15 protein-coding genes are annotated in these 18515 nt (G+C 59.4%); 3 read left to right on the top strand and 12 right to left on the bottom strand.

The features are described 5' to 3' along the window. Positions 1 to 134: 134 nt before the first annotated feature. The 9 genes from SFU85_02150 to SFU85_02110 all read right to left on the bottom strand — a co-directional run bounded on the left by SFU85_02150 (position 135) and on the right by SFU85_02110 (position 9250). Positions 135 to 1946 carry an Hsp70 family protein gene (locus SFU85_02150; GenBank protein MDX6765571.1) on the bottom strand — a complete coding sequence of 604 codons (1812 nt, stop codon included), beginning with the start codon at positions 1944 to 1946 and terminating at the stop codon, positions 135 to 137. Further along, positions 1943 to 2518 carry a J domain-containing protein gene (locus SFU85_02145; GenBank protein ID MDX6765570.1) on the bottom strand — a complete coding sequence of 192 codons (576 nt, stop codon included), beginning with the start codon at positions 2516 to 2518 and terminating at the stop codon, positions 1943 to 1945. Before SFU85_02145 ends, SFU85_02150 begins: the two co-directional genes overlap by 4 nt. Positions 2519 to 2529: 11 nt before the next feature. Beyond that, positions 2530 to 2901 carry an iron-sulfur cluster assembly accessory protein gene (locus SFU85_02140; GenBank protein ID MDX6765569.1) on the bottom strand — a complete coding sequence of 124 codons (372 nt, stop codon included), beginning with the start codon at positions 2899 to 2901 and terminating at the stop codon, positions 2530 to 2532. Positions 2902 to 2945: 44 nt separating this feature from the next. After that, the gene (locus tag SFU85_02135; protein MDX6765568.1) at positions 2946 to 4439 is read right to left on the bottom strand and encodes an NADH-quinone oxidoreductase subunit N; all 1494 of its coding nucleotides are present in this window, start codon (positions 4437 to 4439) and stop codon (positions 2946 to 2948) included. Next, positions 4436 to 5914: an NADH-quinone oxidoreductase subunit M gene (locus tag SFU85_02130; protein MDX6765567.1), complete on the bottom strand. Its 1479-nt coding sequence runs from the start codon at positions 5912 to 5914 to the stop codon at positions 4436 to 4438. The genes SFU85_02135 and SFU85_02130 overlap by 4 nt, the downstream gene beginning before the upstream one ends. Further along, positions 5911 to 7725, bottom strand: a complete 1815-nt coding sequence (gene nuoL, locus SFU85_02125; protein ID MDX6765566.1) for an NADH-quinone oxidoreductase subunit L — start codon at positions 7723 to 7725, stop codon at positions 5911 to 5913. Before nuoL ends, SFU85_02130 begins: the two co-directional genes overlap by 4 nt. Positions 7726 to 7729: 4 nt before the next feature. After that, positions 7730 to 8053 carry an NADH-quinone oxidoreductase subunit NuoK gene (gene nuoK, locus SFU85_02120; GenBank protein MDX6765565.1) on the bottom strand — a complete coding sequence of 108 codons (324 nt, stop codon included), beginning with the start codon at positions 8051 to 8053 and terminating at the stop codon, positions 7730 to 7732. A 1-nt stretch (position 8054) separates the two neighbouring features. Beyond that, a complete protein-coding gene (locus SFU85_02115) occupies positions 8055 to 8558 on the bottom strand; it encodes an NADH-quinone oxidoreductase subunit J (GenBank protein ID MDX6765564.1) in 504 nt (167 codons plus the stop codon). Between the two features lie 119 nt (positions 8559 to 8677). Then, positions 8678 to 9250 carry an NADH-quinone oxidoreductase subunit I gene (locus tag SFU85_02110; GenBank protein ID MDX6765563.1) on the bottom strand — a complete coding sequence of 191 codons (573 nt, stop codon included), beginning with the start codon at positions 9248 to 9250 and terminating at the stop codon, positions 8678 to 8680. 99 nt (positions 9251 to 9349) lie between these two features. Here SFU85_02110 and SFU85_02105 point away from each other — a divergent pair, with 99 nt between their 5' ends. The 3 genes from SFU85_02105 to SFU85_02095 all read left to right on the top strand — a co-directional run bounded on the left by SFU85_02105 (position 9350) and on the right by SFU85_02095 (position 13526). After that, a complete protein-coding gene (locus SFU85_02105) occupies positions 9350 to 11935 on the top strand; it encodes a circularly permuted type 2 ATP-grasp protein (GenBank protein ID MDX6765562.1) in 2586 nt (861 codons plus the stop codon). Between the two features lie 19 nt (positions 11936 to 11954). Further along, positions 11955 to 12821, top strand: a complete 867-nt coding sequence (locus SFU85_02100; GenBank protein ID MDX6765561.1) for a transglutaminase family protein — start codon at positions 11955 to 11957, stop codon at positions 12819 to 12821. A gap of 87 nt (positions 12822 to 12908) precedes the next feature. Next, on the top strand, positions 12909 to 13526 hold the full coding sequence (locus SFU85_02095; protein ID MDX6765560.1) for a pseudouridine synthase: 618 nt from the start codon (positions 12909 to 12911) through the stop codon (positions 13524 to 13526). Here SFU85_02095 and SFU85_02090 read toward each other — a convergent pair. The 3 genes from SFU85_02090 to SFU85_02080 are packed head-to-tail and all read right to left on the bottom strand — an operon-like array spanning position 13441 to position 18062. Continuing rightward, the gene (locus SFU85_02090; protein MDX6765559.1) at positions 13441 to 16158 is read right to left on the bottom strand and encodes a PAS domain S-box protein; all 2718 of its coding nucleotides are present in this window, start codon (positions 16156 to 16158) and stop codon (positions 13441 to 13443) included. The genes SFU85_02095 and SFU85_02090 overlap by 86 nt on opposite strands. 7 nt (positions 16159 to 16165) lie before the next feature. Continuing rightward, positions 16166 to 16612: a response regulator gene (locus SFU85_02085; protein MDX6765558.1), complete on the bottom strand. Its 447-nt coding sequence runs from the start codon at positions 16610 to 16612 to the stop codon at positions 16166 to 16168. Then, positions 16605 to 18062: an ATP-binding protein gene (locus SFU85_02080; protein ID MDX6765557.1), complete on the bottom strand. Its 1458-nt coding sequence runs from the start codon at positions 18060 to 18062 to the stop codon at positions 16605 to 16607. Before SFU85_02080 ends, SFU85_02085 begins: the two co-directional genes overlap by 8 nt. Positions 18063 to 18515 lie beyond the last annotated feature (453 nt).

The following is an 18515-nucleotide window of genomic DNA, read 5'->3' as shown; positions in this document are numbered from 1 at the left end:
CGATACGGTGGCCTTTTTTACGCGCTGCAATGATCCGCTTCCTTAAATCTGCACTCAATGGGTTCATCCCCAGTTTGGTACGGCATCGGACAGGGATTGTACAGTCTATTGTGCCTATCTAATCCGGAATTGCTCTAGCGCTCCAGGCGTTGCTGCAGGGTTTTTTCCATGAGTTGTCCCGCCAAACCCTGGGTCAGGCGATCCAGCGCGGAAATCGCCGCCTTGATTTCAGACAACGTTGCGGTTCCGAGAATGGATTCCAACTGTTCCGCCCCCCGCAGAACGTCCTGGCGCAATGAAGGCTCCACCTCTTGGCCCAGGGCATCCAGAGCACTCCGGGCCGCTTTGGCCAGACGCTGCGCCTTGAGGCGGGTTTCGATCAACTGGCGTTCGGTCATGTCTTCAAAGGCATGCTCAACCGATTCCGCGACCATTTTTTCCACAGTGTCATCGGAAACATCCACCGCGGATTGGAGTTCCAACCGGCGCTCGACGCCGGTGGTGACATCGCGTGTCAGGACATGGAGGATGCCATCGGCATCAATCTCAAATTGAACCCCGACCCGTGCCCGGCCCCTGGGGGCGGGTTCGAAAGGCAATTCGAGCGAACCGAGGGAAAAGTTGTCCTTGGCCAGTTCGCGTTCCCCCTGGAGGACATGAATGTGCATCAGCGACTGGCCATCGACGGCGTTGGTGAACAATTCCCCTGCCTTGACCGGAATGGAGCTGTTGCGCGGGATGAGCACATTCATCAACCCTCCGAATGATTCGAGGCCCAGAGAAAGAGGGGTGACGTCCAAAAGCACGAGCTCCTGCAAACTTCCGGAGAGGATGCCAGCCTGGAGCACCGCACCCATCGCCACCGCTTCGTCCGGATCGGCGGAGACATCGGGTTCCCGGCCGAAGAGAGCCGCCACCAGTTCCCTCACACACGGCATGCGGGTCTGTCCGCCCACCAGCACCACTTCGTCGATTTGCGCGGGCGCCAGTTTGGCATCCTGAAGGCAGCGGAGGCAGTGGGCACGGATGCGTTCGAGGAACGGTGCGGCCATTTGCTCCAGCAAGTCCCGGCTCACCCCGAACGAAGCCCCCGCGCTCAGGTCAAGGAAGGGAAATTCCGCGCTGGTTTCAAGTTCGCGCGACAGGCGGATCTTGACCTCCTCCGCACCGGCCAATAGTCGGGTCCGCGAAAGCACATCCGCACAAGCCACGCCCTGCCGCGTCAACCCGTCTTCCAGCCACGCTGCCAGAGTCCGGTCAATGTCGTCGCCACCCAGCCGGGTGTCGCCATGGGTGGCCAGAACTTGGAACACGCCATCGGTCAGTTGCAAAAGGGAAAGATCGAACGTTCCACCACCGAAGTCGAAGACGGCAACGCATCCCTTGCGCCGTCGACGGTCGAGGCCGTAGGCCAAAGCCGCGGCGGTGGGCTCGTTCAATATGCGCTCGATCCGCAATCCGGCCCGCTCGCCCGCCTCCCGCGTGGCCTGGCGCTGGGCGTCGTTGAAATAGGCCGGCACCGTGATGACCGCACGATGGGCACCATGACCCAGATAGGCTTCGGCCCGTTCCTTGAGGCGCAGCAGAATCAGGGCGGATATTTCCGGCGGGCTCCACACCCGTGATCCCTGGCGCACCACCACCCTCCCCTGCCCGTCTGCCTCCAGGGGATAGGGCACCTCGGCCTCGGCCGTGGTGAGGGAATCCAGGCGTCGACCCATGAAGCGCTTGACGGAAGTTACCGTACGTGCCGGATGCACCAATCGGGCGCGCAGGGCTTCGATACCCACGGCGGCCACCTCCCCGTTCTCGTCAAAGGATACGGCCGAGGGCAGCAGCTTCCGGCCATCCGGGCCGGGGATGATGAAGGGAAAACCGGAATCCACCACACCCACCAAGGAATGCGTCGTGCCCAGGTCGATGCCCAGAATCACGTCCGCACTCATGCCAGGGTCTCCGAAAGCCGGAAGGCCTGTTCGTCAATCTGCTCGGTCCAACGATCCAGGAATCCAAGCACCAGCGCGATCTCGGCCAGCGCCCGGTTGTCGGGACGTCCCTCTACCCAGGCGGCATCCACTTCGCGCAGGCGTTGTTCCCATTCTCCGCGCAGGGACAGAATTTTCTGGCGCAGCGCCTGGAGATCGTCGAAGAGGGCCAGTCCCGCGGGCATCAGGCCCGCCTTCTCCAGCGCCGACTCGGCCCCGGCGTGCGATCGCAACTGCGCGCGCACCCGGCCCAACGTCTCGGCCACCGGGCCGAATAGATCTCCTAGGGTACCCGGCAAGGCCGCCTGCGTTGAAGCTGATCCTTCCCCCGTGCAGTCGATGAGATGAAGGAGTCGTGATCGGTCCCGGGAAAGGATTTCACGTGCCTGGTTGACTTCGCGAACCCGCTCACTGGATCCGGTGGGATTCGCATCCGGATGGTCACGGGCGACCGCTCGGAGATGTGCCTCCTTCAGGACTTCGGGATCGATCAGGGGACGCGCTTCCAGTCCCAGAATGGCAAAGGCATTCATTCCGGAACCGGTCAGGCGCTGAAACTCTCGCCGCAGGAACAATGCGCACTGGCGTTGGGATTCGTGACCTTGAATCCCCCCTTCTGCAGATCGTCGCTGAAATCAATCTCGGACCCCGAAACAAAAAGGGCGCTTTTGGGGTCGACCACGATGTTGACCTCGCGCGACCGGACGAGGATGTCGCGCGACACCGGACCATCGATCAGATCCATCTTGTATTGCAGACCGGAACAACCACCGCCAATCACCGAAACCCGAAGCGCCCCTTGGGGACGTTTCTGCCGAGTCAGCAGTGCGGCCAGCCGCTCGGCGGCTTTTTCAGTCAGACGGACAAGCTTTTCGTTGCCCAGTTTATAGGGCAAGGGATCAGCAACCTGGGACATGGGGAGAAGATAGCGCGGAATTCCGTGGGCAAAAGCCCGGAAAATCAACGTGCCGAGGAAACCGGGCTTCCGGGGACGGGGCCGAGCACCGGGGCCACCAGATCCGCCAGCGGTTGTTGCCAGAAACCCAGAATGACCAAGAGGGCCGCCAGAACCACCACCAAGAGGCGGGATGAGGGTCGCACCGGAACCGGAGCGGCATCGCGCATGGGTTCATTCCAAAACATGGAGCGAACCGGGCCAAGGTAGAAGTATAGTCCAGCCACCGCTCCGATGATCGCCGGGATCAGCAGCCAGTTGTTGCCGGGAACCGTGGCCGATCCCGGCAGCCAGATGGCGGCAAAAATCCCCAGCTTGCCCAAAAAACCGGCCAACGGAGGAATGCCGGCCAATGAAACCAGGGCCACGGTCAATCCCGTTGCCAGCAACGGAGACCGACGGTATAGACCGGCCAACTGGGGAATATCCTCGCTGGCGCCATCGCGCGCCAACAGCACCAGGATGAAAAAGGCCAACAGTGTGGCGATGAGGTAAACACCAAGGTAGACCAGCACCGCCTGCACACCGGGTGCACTGAGGCAACTCAATCCCATGAGAATGAATCCGGCGTTGCCAATGCTGGAGTAACCCAGCATGCGCTTGAGATTTCGCTGGGGCATCGCCGCCAAGTTGCCCAACAACACGGTCAAGGCACCGAGCACGGCCAGAGTGCCCGCGATGTAGGGATACATCTTGTTGTTCATGAACCCGCCAAAGGCGAAGAGCCGCAGAAAGGCCACCACACCCGCGGCTTTCGAGGCCACGGAAAGGAAAGCAGAGACAGGAGCCGGGGCTCCTTGGTAGACATCCGGAGCCCAGGCATGGAAGGGAACCGCCGCCACTTTGAATCCGAGGGCCGAAAGCACCAGCAACATCCCCAGCATCAGGGCCGGCGTCAACGGTTGGGTGACCAGATAAACCTCCAGCGCCTTGAACGAAGTCCCCCCGACCGTGCCGAAAATGAAAGCGATCCCATAAACGAGGAACCCGGTCGAGAGGGCTCCCACCACCAGATACTTGGTCCCCGCTTCCAACGAGGCCGCACGATCGCGCTGGTAGGCCACCAGGACGTAAAAAGAAACAGTGATCAACTCCAGGGCCACGAAGAGGGTCATGAAATCCCGGGCCGAGGCGAGAAGCAGCATGCCGACCGTGGTGAAAAGTGGCAGGATCAGGAATTCATGTCGGGCGATGGGCAGCTGGGCCGCGTGTTCCCGGGCCATCCAAACCACCAGGAAGGTCGAGACCAGGAAGAAGCGCTTGAAGAAGATGGCAAGCGCATCGACGGTGTAGAAGGGGCTGATCGCACCGGGGACCGCTTCGACCCCGGGAAGCAGAAGGGGCTGCAACCAGGTTCCAGCCAACACCAGGCCGATTCCCAGCAGGGCCATCAGGGCCACTTCATCCAGCGTGATCTCGCGGCGGCAGCATTCCACCACCAGGAGGAAAATGGCCCAGAGGGTCAGTTGGACTTCGGGGAGCAGAAGAAGCGAGGTCATTTGAGCAGGGCCTCCAGGGAAGGCTGGAGATTGTGAATGAGAAGCCCGGGCCAGATCCCCAACGCCAGCAGGGCCGCCGCCAGCACCGCATACGGCCAGGTCCGGCCGGTGGCCCGGATGTCCAAAACATCAGGGGCGGATGAAGATTCACCGTAAAACGTATGGCGAACCGCCCGCAGCATGTAGATCGCCGAAATCACCAGTCCGAAGAGCATGACCACGACGTAAGGGGTGAAGTTTTTCCAAGTGCCGAAGAAGATCATGATTTCCCCGGAAAAATTGGCCAGACCGGGGACACCGATCGAAGCCAGTGCGCCCAGGATGAAAAGGAAGGCCAGAACCGGGGTCCGCGAGGCCAGACCGCCCATGTCCTTGAAAAGTGTGGAACCGATGCGTTCACGAACTTCGGCCAGGGTGCCGAACAAGAGCGCCGCGCTCAACCCATGACCCACCATGAGCAAGACCATGCCAGTCAAACCGACCATGGCGAGGTCACGCGGCGCGGTGGCGGCAAGCAGACCGAGGAAAAGATAACCCATGTGCATGACGCTCGAATAACCGAGGGTCAGCGACAGGTCTTTTTGGGCGATCGTGACCCAACCGATGTACAGCACATTGCCCAGGGCAAGCGCCAGAACCAAGGGAGCGAGATCATGCATCCCAGCAGGCAGGAAAGGAACGGCCAAGCGCAAGAGAAGGTAAAGGCCGAACTTCTTCAACACACCCGCATGCAGCATGGCCGTCGGCGCCGGGGCGGCGGCATATCCCTTCGGTGCCCAACTGTGCAAGGGCCAGATCGAAACCAGTGCACCGCATCCAATGAACAGGAGAAGGAAGATGCCCTGCTGGGCCACGGGCTTGAGGGTTTTCGGCCCGACCTGCCCATACAAATCCCGCAGATCCAGGCTGCGCAGACCTTCGGGCAGGGCAAAGTAGTAGGCCAGGATGGCCACCAACAGCACCAAACTCGCCCCACCGAGATAAAGCGTCATCTGGTTGGCGGCAAACTTGCGGTCGTGGCTGCCCCAGATGCCGATCATCAGGAACGTCGGAATCAGCGCCACTTCATGGAACACGTAGATAAAAAACAGGTCGAGCGAAAGGAAAGCCCCGAACGCACCCAGACTGATCAGGTTCAGGCAGATGAAGAATTCCCGTTCGCGCCGGACGTCAGCGGGTGAAGCGCCAACGGCTGCCAGCGATACCAGCGCCTTGAGCAGCAGCATGGCCAGGCTGATCCCGTCCACCCCCAACACAAAGGTGATGGGAAAAAAGTAAGCCAGGTGAAGCGGCGCGGTCTCGAAGACCATCTGGTAGCCTCCGCGGACCACATCGTAGCCCCCGCAAAGGGCCAGGGTCAGTCCCAAGTTGGCCAAGCCGGTCAAGACGGACAGGCGACGGGCAGGCTGGCCGGCCAGAATGCCCGCACAGGCCAGCAGGGGGAGGAAAAGAATGAGGAGAGGAATGAGATTCATGGGAACGGCCGGATGAGGAGGCAATAGCAAAGAATGGCGATGCCCAGGACAAACAAGACCACATAGGCCTGCACGTTGCCCCCTTGAAACAAGCGGAGGATTTCGCCGCTGAACGTGGCAAAGGCAGAGGAACCCCGCACCAGAAGGCCCCCGATGATCCATTGATCGAACCAGGACGCGGCGCGGCTCAACGCATCATGGGGCCGCACAACAAGGAATCCGTATATTTCATCGCTGTAAAACTTGTTGCGCAGGATGGACAACGAAAACGGCTCCTCGGTGCGGCTGCGATAAAACCCGAACCCGGCCGCGGCGGCTAGGACAAAAGCCGACACGGAAAGGATCATCACGACATGGCTTCCCTCCGCGTGTGTGGCATGTTCACCTGCCGGAGCCAACAGGGCCGGAATGCCGAGGTATCCCCCAGCCACAGACAGAACGGCCAGGATGACCAGCGGGGCGGTCATGACGGCGGGTGATTCATGCGCATGACCGGCCGCTTCGCTGCGCGCATGACCGAGGAAGGCCACCGTCCAGAGACGGAACATGTAAAAGGCCGTCAGAGCCGCGGTGAACAAGAGGGCATAGAATACATAGGCCTGGTGACCATGCGCCGCGGCCAGTATGGCCTCCTTGCTGAAGAAACCCGCCAACAATGGACAACCGGTCAACGCCAAAGTTCCCAGCGTGAAGGTGGCAAAAGTCAGCGGCATTTTCTTGCCCAAACCGCCCATCTTCCAGATGTCCTGTTCGTGGTGGACGGCGTGGATCACCGAACCCGCACCAAGGAACAACAGGGCCTTGAAGAAGGCGTGGGTTGCCAGATGGAACAAGGCCGCCTGCCAAGCCCCGATGCCCACTGCGGCCACCATGTAGCCCAGCTGGGAAAGGGTTGAATAGGCCAGGATGCGCTTGATGTCATTCTGCTGGAGTGCGATCAGGGCGGCAAAGACCGCGGTCACCGTGCCGGTCAGGGTGATCACCGACAGCACGTCATGGTTGAGCTCGAGAATGAAAAACACCCGGGCCAGCATGTACACGCCGGCTGCCACCATGGTGGCGGCGTGGATCAGGGCCGATACCGGCGTCGGACCCTCCATCGCGTCAGGCAACCAGACATGGAGCGGGAACTGGGCGGATTTCCCCACACAACCCAGAAACAAACCGATACCCGCCAAAACCACCCAATCGGCATTCGCACCCGCCGAGGCCAGACCGGCTTCGGTCAGTGCCTGCAAACGGTGGAAATCTACCGTCCCCCAGATCGCCCAAACGGTGAGGATGCCGATCATGAAACCGAAGTCGCCCAGCCGGTTGACAATGAATGCCTTTTTCGCGGCCTCGGCCGCCGCCGGACGATGGAACCAGAAGCCGATCAAAAGGTAGGAAGCAAGCCCGACCAACTCCCAGAAAATGAACATCATGACCAGGTTGTCGGCCAGGACAATGCCCAGCATGGCGAACATGAAAAACGAAAGCTGGGCGAAGAACCGGGCCATCGAGGGGTCATCCTTCATGTATCCCAGCGAGAAGATATGGATCAACAGACCGACACCGGTGACAATCAGGAGCATCAGGCGAGAAAGCGGGTCGCTGATGCCACCCAGGGTGACGCGCAGGGCCCCGATGTTGATCCATTCGACCGCGCCGAAGGGAAGGCCATCGGGGTTGATGAAGACCCAGACCGAGGCGGCAAACGAAACCGCACAGGCGAGGACTGAGATACCCACCGCCACACTGCGGACGGAACGGAAGGCCAGCCCGGCGAGAACCGCGGCCAACAGGGGCGTGAGGAGGATGATCCAATTCATGGGGTCAAAATTTCAGACTGGCGAGGTCGTGCACGTTGGTGGTCTGGCGCAGCCGGAAGAGCGCCACGATCAGGGCCAGCCCCACCGCCACCTCGGCAGCGGCAACGGTGATGATGAAAAAAACCATGATATGGCCTTCAAGCAGGGGCTGGGTGTTGAACCGGCTGAAGGCGACCAGGGCCAGATTGGCCGCGTTCAGCATCAACTCCAGACACATGTAGATGACCAGGATGTTGCGCCGGATGATCACACCCGATACCCCGATCATGAACAGGATGCCGCTGAGCGCCAGGTAGTGGTTCAGGGTGATTTCGGTGAAAGCACTCATCTCACTTGCTCCCCCTCATGCTCAGAATGACCACGCCCAGGGTGGCGACCAAAAGCAGGACCGCCGTGGCCTCGAAGGGCAGCAGGTATTTCTCAAACAGCAGAAGGCCCACATGGCGCGCGTCGGCAATTCCCCCCGCAGTTCCCCATTTCAGGATGATTCCGCCGGCAGGCAGACTGTCCAATACGCGGTGGAAGAAGGTGGCGAAGACCAAAGAAAGCACCGCCACCATAGAAACCTTGCCCCAAGGAAAAGGCCGGGCTTCCTCGGCCTTCAGGTCCAAAAGCATGATGATGAAGAGAAACAAGACCATCACCGCCCCCGCGTAAACAATGACCTGCACCATCGCGAGAAAAAAGGCCTCCAGCGTGACGAAGAGCGCGGCCAGAAAAACAAAGGTGGAAACCAGGGAGAGGGCACAGGCCACCGGATTTCGGTTCAGAATGACCGACACCGCACCCCCCACCAGCCCGAGGGCGAAAATCCAGAAAAAGAACGCTTCCATACAGCTTGGGACGGTTGATTACGCTGCGAAACTAATGAGTGCGCCCCGGGGGTCAACTTCTTTTAATAAGGCCCGGACAAACCCCGGGTTTCCACCGGATTCAACGTAGACTGCCCCGCTCACTTGCCCGCCCACTTTTTGATCGGACGATTCAGTTCGCCGCCCATCTCGTACAAACGCGCCTTGTTATTGACCATGCTTTCCCGGTCATATCCTACTTTGATCGGGAAACGACGTTGCAGGAAAATGGCTTCTTCCGGGCAAACTTCCTCACAGAGACCGCAGTAAATGCAACGCAGCATGTCGATGTCGAACTCCTTCGGCGCCTTTTCAACCTTGGCATGAACCGACCCGAGGGGGATTTCGCCCGGGATGATACGGATGGCCCTCGGAGGACAGACAAACTCACACAATTGGCAACTGACGCACTTTTCCCGCCCCTCTTCATCCTTCACCAGTGCCGGTGCTCCCCGATATCCCTCGGGCATCGGCCATTGTTCTTCCGGGTACTGCATCGTGACCATCCCGCTCTCGGGCATGTCCATGAGGGAACGCGGTCCTTGCCGGTGCCCGAACCCGGCCAACTGGGCCGCCGTCCGCCGCAGGTGCTTCAGCGTGATCAGCAGCCCGCCCACAATCGCCGGAAGATACAAACGCTCATACCAACTCAGTTCAGGGCGGGTGACATACATAGTGTGCCGGAACTCTACGCCAAGGAACCCACCCTGCAATAGCGAACGTGCGAATCCCCAAGGAAAAAAGTTCACCCCCAATTAATTCCTTCCATCAGCATGAAAGCTGCTTCAAATTCCGCCTTGGTGGCATCCCACGAACCCGAACGTTTTTTCCAGCACCTCGGCCCCACGGCCCTGGGCCAGACCGAATTTGCCGACCCCAGACAGGGGCTGCTCGACCATGTACGTCCGGTTTGGAACGCGGTCTGCCAGTTCAGCCCATCCGACCTCAGGGCGCGACAGTCCCGCATCCAGGCGATTTCCTTCGAATTGGGCCTTTCCACCCACGCCTCACCCGCACCCCAGGTCGATGACACCCATTGGCAACTCGACCTCCTGCCCCGGATCATCGATCCCCTGGAATGGGCCGAACTCGAAAAGGGCCTGATCCAACGGGCCAGAGCCTTCAATCTTTTCATCGCCGATGTGTACGGCCGGCAGAATATCCTCCACGATCGCGTGATCGCCCCGGGCCTGGTCTTCGATGACCCCGCCTACCATTGGGAATGCCTCGGCCTCCCCAACCCCACCGGTCATTTCCTCGTCAATGGAGCCGTCGATCTGGTCCGTGACCTCGGTGGCCGCTGGTTTGCCACGCAAAACCATTTCTCCACCCCGGTCGGTGCGTCCTTCGCCATCCAATACCGCCGCACCCTCACCCAGGCCTTTCCGGAAATATTCCAAGCCACCGACATCCGGCCGGTCTCTTCTTACTCCACCGACCTCGTCGAGGCCCTTTCCAATCTCTCCACCGAAGCCGCTCCCCATGTGGTCATGCTCGCCCTCGGCGGATCACCGGATGCCTGGTTTGAGGAAAGCTTCCTGGCCCGACGCATGGGCGTGGCCATGGTCAAACCCGCCGACCTGTTGGTGCGCGGCGATCGCGTTTTCCTCAAAACCATCGCCGGACTGGAAAAAATCGACGTCATCTACCGCCGGGTCGAAAGCGCCTCCGTCGACCCCATCGCCTTCGGCGCCCGGGGCGCGCGCGGGATCCCCGGTCTCGTCAATTGCGTCCGCAAGGGCACCGTCATCATCGCCAACGCCCTCGGCAGCGGCATCGCCGACAACAAGGCCCTCCTCCCCCACTCCGACACCATCATCCGTTACTACCTCAACGAGGAACCGCTCCTCCGCACCGTCACCACCTACCACTGTGCCGACCGCGACCAGCGCGAATATGTCCGGGACAACCTCGAGGATATCCTGCTCAAGCCCATCCACCGCGAGCGCGAGGTGCACGGTCTCCTGCAAAGCCACAAATCCGGTGAATACCGCGAGCAAATGATCCGCCTGCTCAACGAACAACCCGAACTCGTCGTGGCCCAACCCTTCGTCGACGCCTCTTCCCTGCCCCGTTTCGAAAACGGACGTTTCGTGACCCGCCCGGCTTATCTCCGGGCGTTTGTTGTGCTCGGCGACTCCCCCTCGGTCATGCCGGGCGGTCTGACCCGCCAGGCCCTCGACCACGATCCCTTCACCCGCATCGCCGACTTGGTCGGTGGGGCCAAGGACACCTGGATTCCAGCCGGGCAAGCCGGGTCGGGCACCCGCCGGATCGCCCGCCGTCGCCGCCCCGCCACCAAGGTCCGTGAATTCCGCATCGGCAGCCGCGTCGCCGAAAGCCTCTACTGGATGGGCCGCTACGGTGAACGCGCCGAACACACCGCGCGCATGGTGCGGGTGATGGAGGAAGTCGGTTGGACCCAGCTCAACCGCCGCGACAAACTCAACATCTGGCCCCTCTGGCAGGCCGTGGCCGCCTCGACAGGACGCGAGGACGTTCTCAAGATCACCTCCCCTCCCTCCCAGATCCAAGACCTCAGCCAGCGCCTGGTCGCTGACCAGGAAGATCCCGCTTCGCTCTTCAGTTGCATCCGCCTGGCCCATGCCAACGCCTCGGGCATCCGGGAATTCATCACCCCCGAAGTCTGGATCATTTACAACCGCTTCATCACCACCCTCGACCGCTCGACCTCACAGAACGCCTCCACCCTGCGCGGGCACACCCTCGACCTCTGCCAGTACACCATCGACGAATGCTCCTGCCTCTACGGCAGTTTTGCCCGCACCATGCCACACGACGACGGCTGGCAGTTCTACCGCCTCGGACTGCTGCTCGAGCGGGCCATCAGCACCACCACCGTGCTCGACATCGTGCTTGCCAGCGCCCTCGAACACGCCGACCCGGCCAGCCCGACCGACCCTGACCTCACCACTCTTTTGCGCCTGCTCGGCTCACTCGACGCCTACCAGCGCGAGTACCGCGCCCGCACCCTGATGGGACCCGTGGCCGAACTGCTCTGGAAAAACCGCGAGACCCCCAGCTCTGTCGCCTTCTGCCTCCGCCATGCGGTCTCGGCCTTGCACGAACTGCTGGGCGGCATGCGCACCGAGTACCGCAAGCCCCTGGTCCTGGCCGAACGCATCGGCAAATCCCTCGCAGGCCAGCGCTCGTCCTCCCTCTTCCCCGACGCCTCGACCGAAAGTGACATGCCCGAGTCCAGCTCCGCCGCCCAACTGGAAGTCATGCGTTCGCGCTTCGAAAAATACAGTGGAAGGCTCAAAGCACAGCTCGCCCTGCTGCACGAACAAATCGAGGACACCTTCCTCAGCCACCAAATCCCCCGGGGCCGGAGCTGAACCAAACCACTTACCCGCCATGCGCTTCCGCATCACCCACCAAACCGAATACCATTACCGGGTCCCCGCCTCGGAATCCTATGGGGAATTGCGCGTCAACCCTTCGACCAACTTCCACCAGCGGGTGATCAAACGACGGCTGGAAGTCCACCCCGCCACCCGCATCCAGAACTACACCGACCATTTCGGCAACCATGTCGAGTTCTTCTCCATTCCCTTCCGCCACAACCGCCTGGTGGTGCGTTCCCATGCCGAGGTCGAAACCTCCGCCGTGACCCCGCCTGAAAATGTGCTCGACGTCGCCGTGGCCGAGGCCCGCCAGATTCTCAACAGCCGCCTGCTGAAAATCTACCCTTTCCTCCAACCCTCGACCCATGTCCCGCTGCACAAGGTGCTGCTGCCCCTGAAGAAAAACTTCATCTGCGCGGACCAACCCCTCGGCGACACCCTCCTCCGGCTCAACCGTTGGATCTACGAAAATTTCAAATACAAACCCGGCACCACCGACGTCAGTACCCCGCTCGACGAAGTCATCCGCCTGCGGCGCGGTGTCTGCCAGGACTTCGCCCACCTCATGATCTCGATCCTACGCACCTATGGCATCCCGGCCCGTTACGTCAGCGGTTACATCGAATCGCATGACCCCACACAGAAGGACCCGGCCCTGGTGGGCGCCGCCGCCAGCCATGCCTGGGTCGAAGCCTGCCTCCCGGGCGGCTTTTGGTGGGGACTCGACCCCACCAACAACCAGACCGCGGGCGAACGTCATGTGCGAGTCGCGATCGGCCGCGACTATCACGACGTCGCCCCGCTCCGCGGCACCTACAAGGGGGCCCAGGATCAAAAGTTGGAAGTCATGGTCAGTGTCAAGCGCAGTGGGAATTAGTTAAAAGTTAAAAGTTTGAGGTTTGATGTTCTGGCTTCTCATGGCCAACCACTTAAAACTTAATTCTTAAAACTTAAATCTTCGTACATGCTCCTCGCCTTCCACAAGCCCTACGGCGTTCTGTCCCAATTCACCCCGGAACGCGGCTCATCCTGGCGGACGCTGGCCGACTTCCACCTTCCGCCAAATGTTTATCCTTTAGGCCGACTGGACGCCGACTCCGAGGGGCTTCTCCTCCTCTCCGATGAGCCCGGATTGAACACCCGCCTGCTCGACCCCAAGCACGCCCACCCCCGGACCTATTGGGCCCAAGTGGAAAACATCCCCACCGCGGAAACACTGGCCAGGCTAGCTGCCGGCGTACTGATCGCCGGCCATCAAACCCTCCCCTGCCAGGCCCGCTTGCTTGATCCTGCGCCGGTGGTCCCACCCAGGGTCCCGCCCATCCGTTTGCGCAAACACATCCCGGATGCCTGGATCGAACTGGTCCTGCACGAGGGAAAAAACCGCCAAGTCCGACGCATGACCGCCGCCGTCGGGCACCCCACCCTACGGTTGGTGCGGACTGCCATCGGGGCATATGGACTCTCCGGGCTCCTCCCGGGTGAATGGATCCCTCTCAAGGAGCAGGATCGCCTGAGGGTTTTCCAGTCGGCCCCTCATCCAGAGCCTTCCGGAGGGTCCCGAGAAGTTCTTCCGCAGTGAAAGGCTTGGGCAGGAAATGGGGCACCCCCAAAGAGGCTGCTTTCAAGGAGTCTTGATTCGAACACAACCCACTGGCGGCTACAATGCGGACATCGGGATTCATCCGTCGCAGGATCTGGATCAGGGTCGACCCATCCATCACCGGCATCATCATGTCGGTCAGGACCAGGTCGACCGACTCCCTTTGCGCGGCATAGAGGGCAATCGCTTCCGCACCATCCCGGGCCATGAGCACCTTGTATCCGAAGGCTTCGAGGGTCTGCCGGGCGATTTCGCGGACAGATACCTCGTCATCCACGAGTAAAACCATTTCCCCCCTGCCCCGGGAAAGAATGTTTGCGTGGAACTCCTGCGTTTTGTCGTTTTTTTCCGCCACGGCCGGCAAATAAACCCGGAAGGTCGTGCCTTTGCCCAATTCACTGTAAACCCGCATGAATCCTTCGTGGCTTTTGATGATCGCGGCGGAAGTGGAAAGACCGAGGCCTGTTCCCCGGCCCATTTCCTTGGTGGTAAAAAAAGGATCGAAGATCCGGTCGATGATCTCCGGGGGTATACCGGCCCCCGAATCCTCCACTTCCATCAAGACGTAAACCCCCGGCTTGGCATCCACATACTGACTGGTCTCTTTTTCGTCGAGCACGATGGTTTTGGCAGAAAGCACCAACTTCCCACCGTCGGGCATGGCGTCGCGGGCGTTCACACAAAGATTCAACAGGACTTGGTGGAGTTGGGTATTGTCGCCCCTTACCAACGGGAGCTTCTCCTCCACGCGCACGCTGGGAGAAATGTTTTTTGGGAATGTTTCCACTGCGAACCGGTGGATTTCCGTCAGGAGCTGGCCAAGTTGAACCGGCACCTGCTGACCCTCGACTCCGCGCCCGAAAAGCAGAACCTGCTTGACTATATCCGCTCCGCGCCGGGTGCTGTTGAGGATGGTGTCGAGGATCTTCAAACGCATGGGGTTGGTCTCACCTATCTTCAGCGTATCGATGGAGAGGAGGATGGGGGCGAGCATGTTGTTTAGATCATGGGCGATTCCGCCCGCCAGGGTTCCGATGCTCTCCATCCGCTGGGCTCGGAGGAACTGCCGTTCCAATTTGAGGTGCTCGGTGATGTCGGAATTGATGACGAGAACGGACTCGGGGCGCCCATCCGTGTCACGGAGCAGGGTCCAACTGGCATCAATATCCAAAATCCGTCCGTCTTTGGCCCGGTGTTTCACTTTCCCGCTCCAACTGCCCGCACGTACGAGTTCCTCGGTGGCCAAATCGAATCCCTCCCGATCTATCGGAATCAATTCGCGGGAACTCCGCCCAAGGACTTCCTCGGCCTTCCATCCGTAGATCCGCTCCGCCGCGGCGTTCCAAAAGCGGATGTTGTAGTCCATGTCGCGCACGAGGATGGCGTCATGGGCTTTGTCAATCAGTGCGGCCTGCCGGGCTATTTGGGTCTCCGACTGTTTGCGCTGGGTGATTTCACGCTGAACCGCGACAAAATGGGTGCACTTCCCAAGTAGGTCGAACAAGGGAATGATTTCCATTTCAATCCAATAGGTTTCACCGGACTTGTTGTAATTGATCAATTCCACGCGGACCGGAACTTTTTGTTCCAAGGCTTGGCGAATCCGCTTCCGTTCTGACGTGCTGGTCTGCTGCCCTTGGAGCATGCGCGGGCTGCGACCAAGGGCTTCCGCGGCCGTATAACCGGAGATGCGCTCAAAGGCGGGATTGACAAAAACGATCTTCGGACCTGGTTCATCCAGCATCTCGGCATCCGTGACAATCACTATATCCGTGAGATTCTCAACGGCATGGTTCAAGAGGCGGAGTCGAGTCTCTTGCAAACGCCTCTGGGTGATGTCCTGGAAAGCACCCACAAGGTAGATGGGGTGGTCCATATGCCTCACGACTTTGCCTTGGGCCCTTATCCAAATGGAGCGTCCCTTGGCCGTAACGAGAGGGAGTTCCAGATCCCATGGCGTTCCGTAAAGGATGCAATCATTTACCGCCTTTCGAATGACCGGACGAGCCTCTGGGGCATAAAAATCGATGGCCGTATCGATGTCGGGCCGATAACCGGGCTCCACTTCGTGGATCCGGCGAGTCTGCTCCGTCCATTCCAAACGCATGTCCTTCAAATCGATCCGCCAACCGCCCACCCCGGCCACTTCCCCCGTTTGTTCCAGAATCTGCCGCTGGATCAGGGCCTCGGTGTCGGCGGCTCGTTTTTCATTCCTCAGGCGCTTTTTTTCCAAAGCCGCCCGGACCGCAGTCCCCAACCGGCCCAAGCGGTCCTTCATGAGGTAGTCATCCGCACCAGAACGGATGGCTTCGACGGCATGCTCTTCACCCAGCGTTCCTGAAATGAGGATGAAGGGGACGTCACGCCCGCTCCGGGTTAGGAAATCCAAGGCCATGCGCCCGTCATAATCCGGTAAATTGTAATCCGCCAGGATGAGGTCCCAGGGTTCATTCAACGCCTGCTCGTAGGCCGCACCGCTAACCACCACCTTGATCTCCGGGGCGAATCCCGCGCGGCAGAGGGAATCCCGGTTCAGGTCCGCATCCACCCGGTTGTCCTCAAGCATCAGGACACGCAACGGAACAGGCGAATCTGGGGAAGCGGGATTCATGCGTCTTTCAGATCAGGGGATTTTGATTGACCAACAACCAGTAATGTCCCGCCTCGGCGACCGCGGCGGAAAAATTCTCAAAGTCCACAGGCTTGACGATGTAACTGTTCACTCCGAGGGAATAACTCTGGACCAGATCCCGCTCCTCGAGCGAAGACGTCATGATGACCACCGGGATCAGGCGGGTGCGATCATCCGCACGGATGGCTTTTAGTACCTCGAGCCCGTCCACTTTCGGGAGCTTGAGATCCAGCAAGATCACTTTGGGCACGACCGGGCCGCTGCGACCTGCGTAGGGGCCTTCTTGGAACAGCCAGTCCAGTGCCTCCTGCCCATCCTTGAGATGGACCACACTGTTCACGAGGTTTTTCTTTTTCAGGGTGCGGATGGTGATCTCCGCGTCCTGCGGACTGTCCTCCACGAGGAGAACGACGACTTCTCTGGAATCAGGCATGTTGGGGGTTTCCATCAGGGTGTTGGGGTAGGGTGAAAGAAAAAGCCGCGCCAACTCCGGGCTTTCCCTCGGCCGAAACCTGTCCGCCGTGGCGCGAAACAATCCGTTGCACAATGGCCAGGCCGACGCCCGTCCCCTCGAATTCATCCAGGGTGTGCAACCGCTGGAAGACACCGAAGAGCTTGTGGGTGAAGCGCGGGTCAAAACCCACCCCGTTATCTTCCACAACATACTTCAAAAAACCGTCCGACACCGACCCCCTGATGCGGATCAATACCTCTGGTCTATTGCGCGTGTACTTGATCGCATTATCGATCAAATTGGACCACACCTGCCTCAGGAGGATTCTGTCCCCCACTGCCGGAGGAAGATCACCCAGGTCAAATCCAACACCAGATCGCCCATGTACAGCCAGCTGTTCTTCAAAAACAGACTGGGCCATACCCCGCATATCCACTATTTGATGATTGATCTGTTGCCGGCCAATCCTGGAAAAATTCAAAAGTTCATCAATCAAAACTCCCATGCGTCGCGACTCCCCGGTGATGACGCCTGTGATGCGCATGGCTTCTGCGTCCAGTTTTGCAGCATAGTCCTCGGTGAGTATATGGGCATAGCTACTGACGGCACGAAGGGGGGCTCGAAGGTCGTGCGCCACCGAGTAAGCAAAGGCCTCAAGTTCCTTGTTGGCGGATTCCAACTCCACGGTGCGTTCCCGCACGCGTTTTTCCAGCTGATCATTCATTTGCTGGACAAGACGCTCCGCTTCCATGGCCGCGAGGGTGCGTTGGGCGCTGCGGGCCACCTCTCCGTTCAGCAGGAATACCGCCCACGATCCGAAACCAAGACAGCTCGCCACGCAGGCCAAAATGGCTGTGCTGGAAATCCGATAATCCCGCTTTGCCCGTCTTTCATGTTGCCTGACAGAATCGGCCTGCTCCTGAATCAATCTGGCCACTATTTCATCCATCAAAAAAGGAAGATTCTGTCTGGCTGTGTCTTTCATCTTTTCCGCGAGAGCACCCAAGCCCTCGGATTCAAGGGTCGTACGACTCTCCCGAGCCAATTTCATCCGTTCACGGTATAAATCAACCAACTTGCGCATCTGTTCCGATTCCAGAGGTGAATCCCGGAAATCCGACTCCAACTGCTGCATCCATATCCGGCTTTCCTTCGCAGCTTGCTCAAAGCGAACCAAAAGCTCGGGATCTTGGGTGAATAAATATGTCCGGTAGCTGAGACTCATGATTTGCAGCGAGAACCTGAGATTTTCGAGCCTGACAGCCACTTCATGGGCACCGATCGCCAGCTGGTTGGATTTTTCCGTCCTCACTATTGAAAAGACGGTAACAGCTCCGGCAGTCAGAGCGAACAAGAAGCCGAAAAAGAGTAGAATGTTGAATCCGCGCTTGAAAAACCGCAGCTTTTTAAGCGGGCGAAAAAGCCTCACGAAATCATTTTCGGAAGATTGGAAATGGTCTGGCGTAAAGCCCCTCCACATCTTGACTTTTGCACTGGATATCCAATCGGTCAATGGAAAGGTCTTCTTATTGGTGCAAAATGAGTAACAACAATTTTTACAACCCAATTTTGGTCATTGTATGAAACTGCCTTCGGATACGTTTATAAAATTCCAGCAAGCAGGTTCGCTATAAGATTATATTCCTTAATCATTAGTATTCTTATCTATAAGTTTTTATGTTGCATCTGAGCAATGGTTGAATTAAAACGCACAAGCTCGCGATGAATGTGTTGTTGCTCACGATGTTCGTCAGCCTCCTTTTGGTGGCTTTTTTCGCGGTCGCTTTTCTCTGGAGCCAGCGCTCCGGTGCTTCCAACCCCGAGAGGGAAAGCCTGATGCCCTTGGCCGATGAAATCCCCGTTTCCGGACGAAAAAGCACCT

The sequence above is a fragment of the Candidatus Methylacidiphilales bacterium genome (assembly GCA_033875315.1).
Lineage (GTDB): Bacteria > Verrucomicrobiota > Verrucomicrobiia > Methylacidiphilales > CAZTYG01 > JANRJG01.
The sequence above is the reverse complement of the archived record's forward strand: the minus strand, read 5'-3'. Positions and strand labels throughout refer to the sequence as shown.

Coding starts and splice junctions, on each gene's coding strand:
- SFU85_02110 (MDX6765563.1), bottom strand. CDS start 9,250: ATGTATGTCACCCGCCCTGAACTGAGTTGGTATGAGCGTTTGTATCTT.
- SFU85_02135 (MDX6765568.1), bottom strand. CDS start 4,439: ATGACCTCGCTTCTTCTGCTCCCCGAAGTCCAACTGACCCTCTGGGCC.
- SFU85_02150 (MDX6765571.1), bottom strand. CDS start 1,946: ATGAGTGCGGACGTGATTCTGGGCATCGACCTGGGCACGACGCATTCC.
- SFU85_02115 (MDX6765564.1), bottom strand. CDS start 8,558: ATGGAAGCGTTCTTTTTCTGGATTTTCGCCCTCGGGCTGGTGGGGGGT.
- SFU85_02105 (MDX6765562.1), top strand. CDS start 9,350: ATGAAAGCTGCTTCAAATTCCGCCTTGGTGGCATCCCACGAACCCGAA.
- SFU85_02090 (MDX6765559.1), bottom strand. CDS start 16,158: ATGAATCCCGCTTCCCCAGATTCGCCTGTTCCGTTGCGTGTCCTGATG.
- nuoL (MDX6765566.1), bottom strand. CDS start 7,725: ATGAATTGGATCATCCTCCTCACGCCCCTGTTGGCCGCGGTTCTCGCC.
- SFU85_02145 (MDX6765570.1), bottom strand. CDS start 2,518: ATGAATGCCTTTGCCATTCTGGGACTGGAAGCGCGTCCCCTGATCGAT.
- nuoK (MDX6765565.1), bottom strand. CDS start 8,053: ATGAGTGCTTTCACCGAAATCACCCTGAACCACTACCTGGCGCTCAGC.
- SFU85_02130 (MDX6765567.1), bottom strand. CDS start 5,914: ATGAATCTCATTCCTCTCCTCATTCTTTTCCTCCCCCTGCTGGCCTGT.
- SFU85_02140 (MDX6765569.1), bottom strand. CDS start 2,901: ATGTCCCAGGTTGCTGATCCCTTGCCCTATAAACTGGGCAACGAAAAG.
- SFU85_02085 (MDX6765558.1), bottom strand. CDS start 16,612: ATGCCTGATTCCAGAGAAGTCGTCGTTCTCCTCGTGGAGGACAGTCCG.
- SFU85_02095 (MDX6765560.1), top strand. CDS start 12,909: ATGCTCCTCGCCTTCCACAAGCCCTACGGCGTTCTGTCCCAATTCACC.
- SFU85_02100 (MDX6765561.1), top strand. CDS start 11,955: ATGCGCTTCCGCATCACCCACCAAACCGAATACCATTACCGGGTCCCC.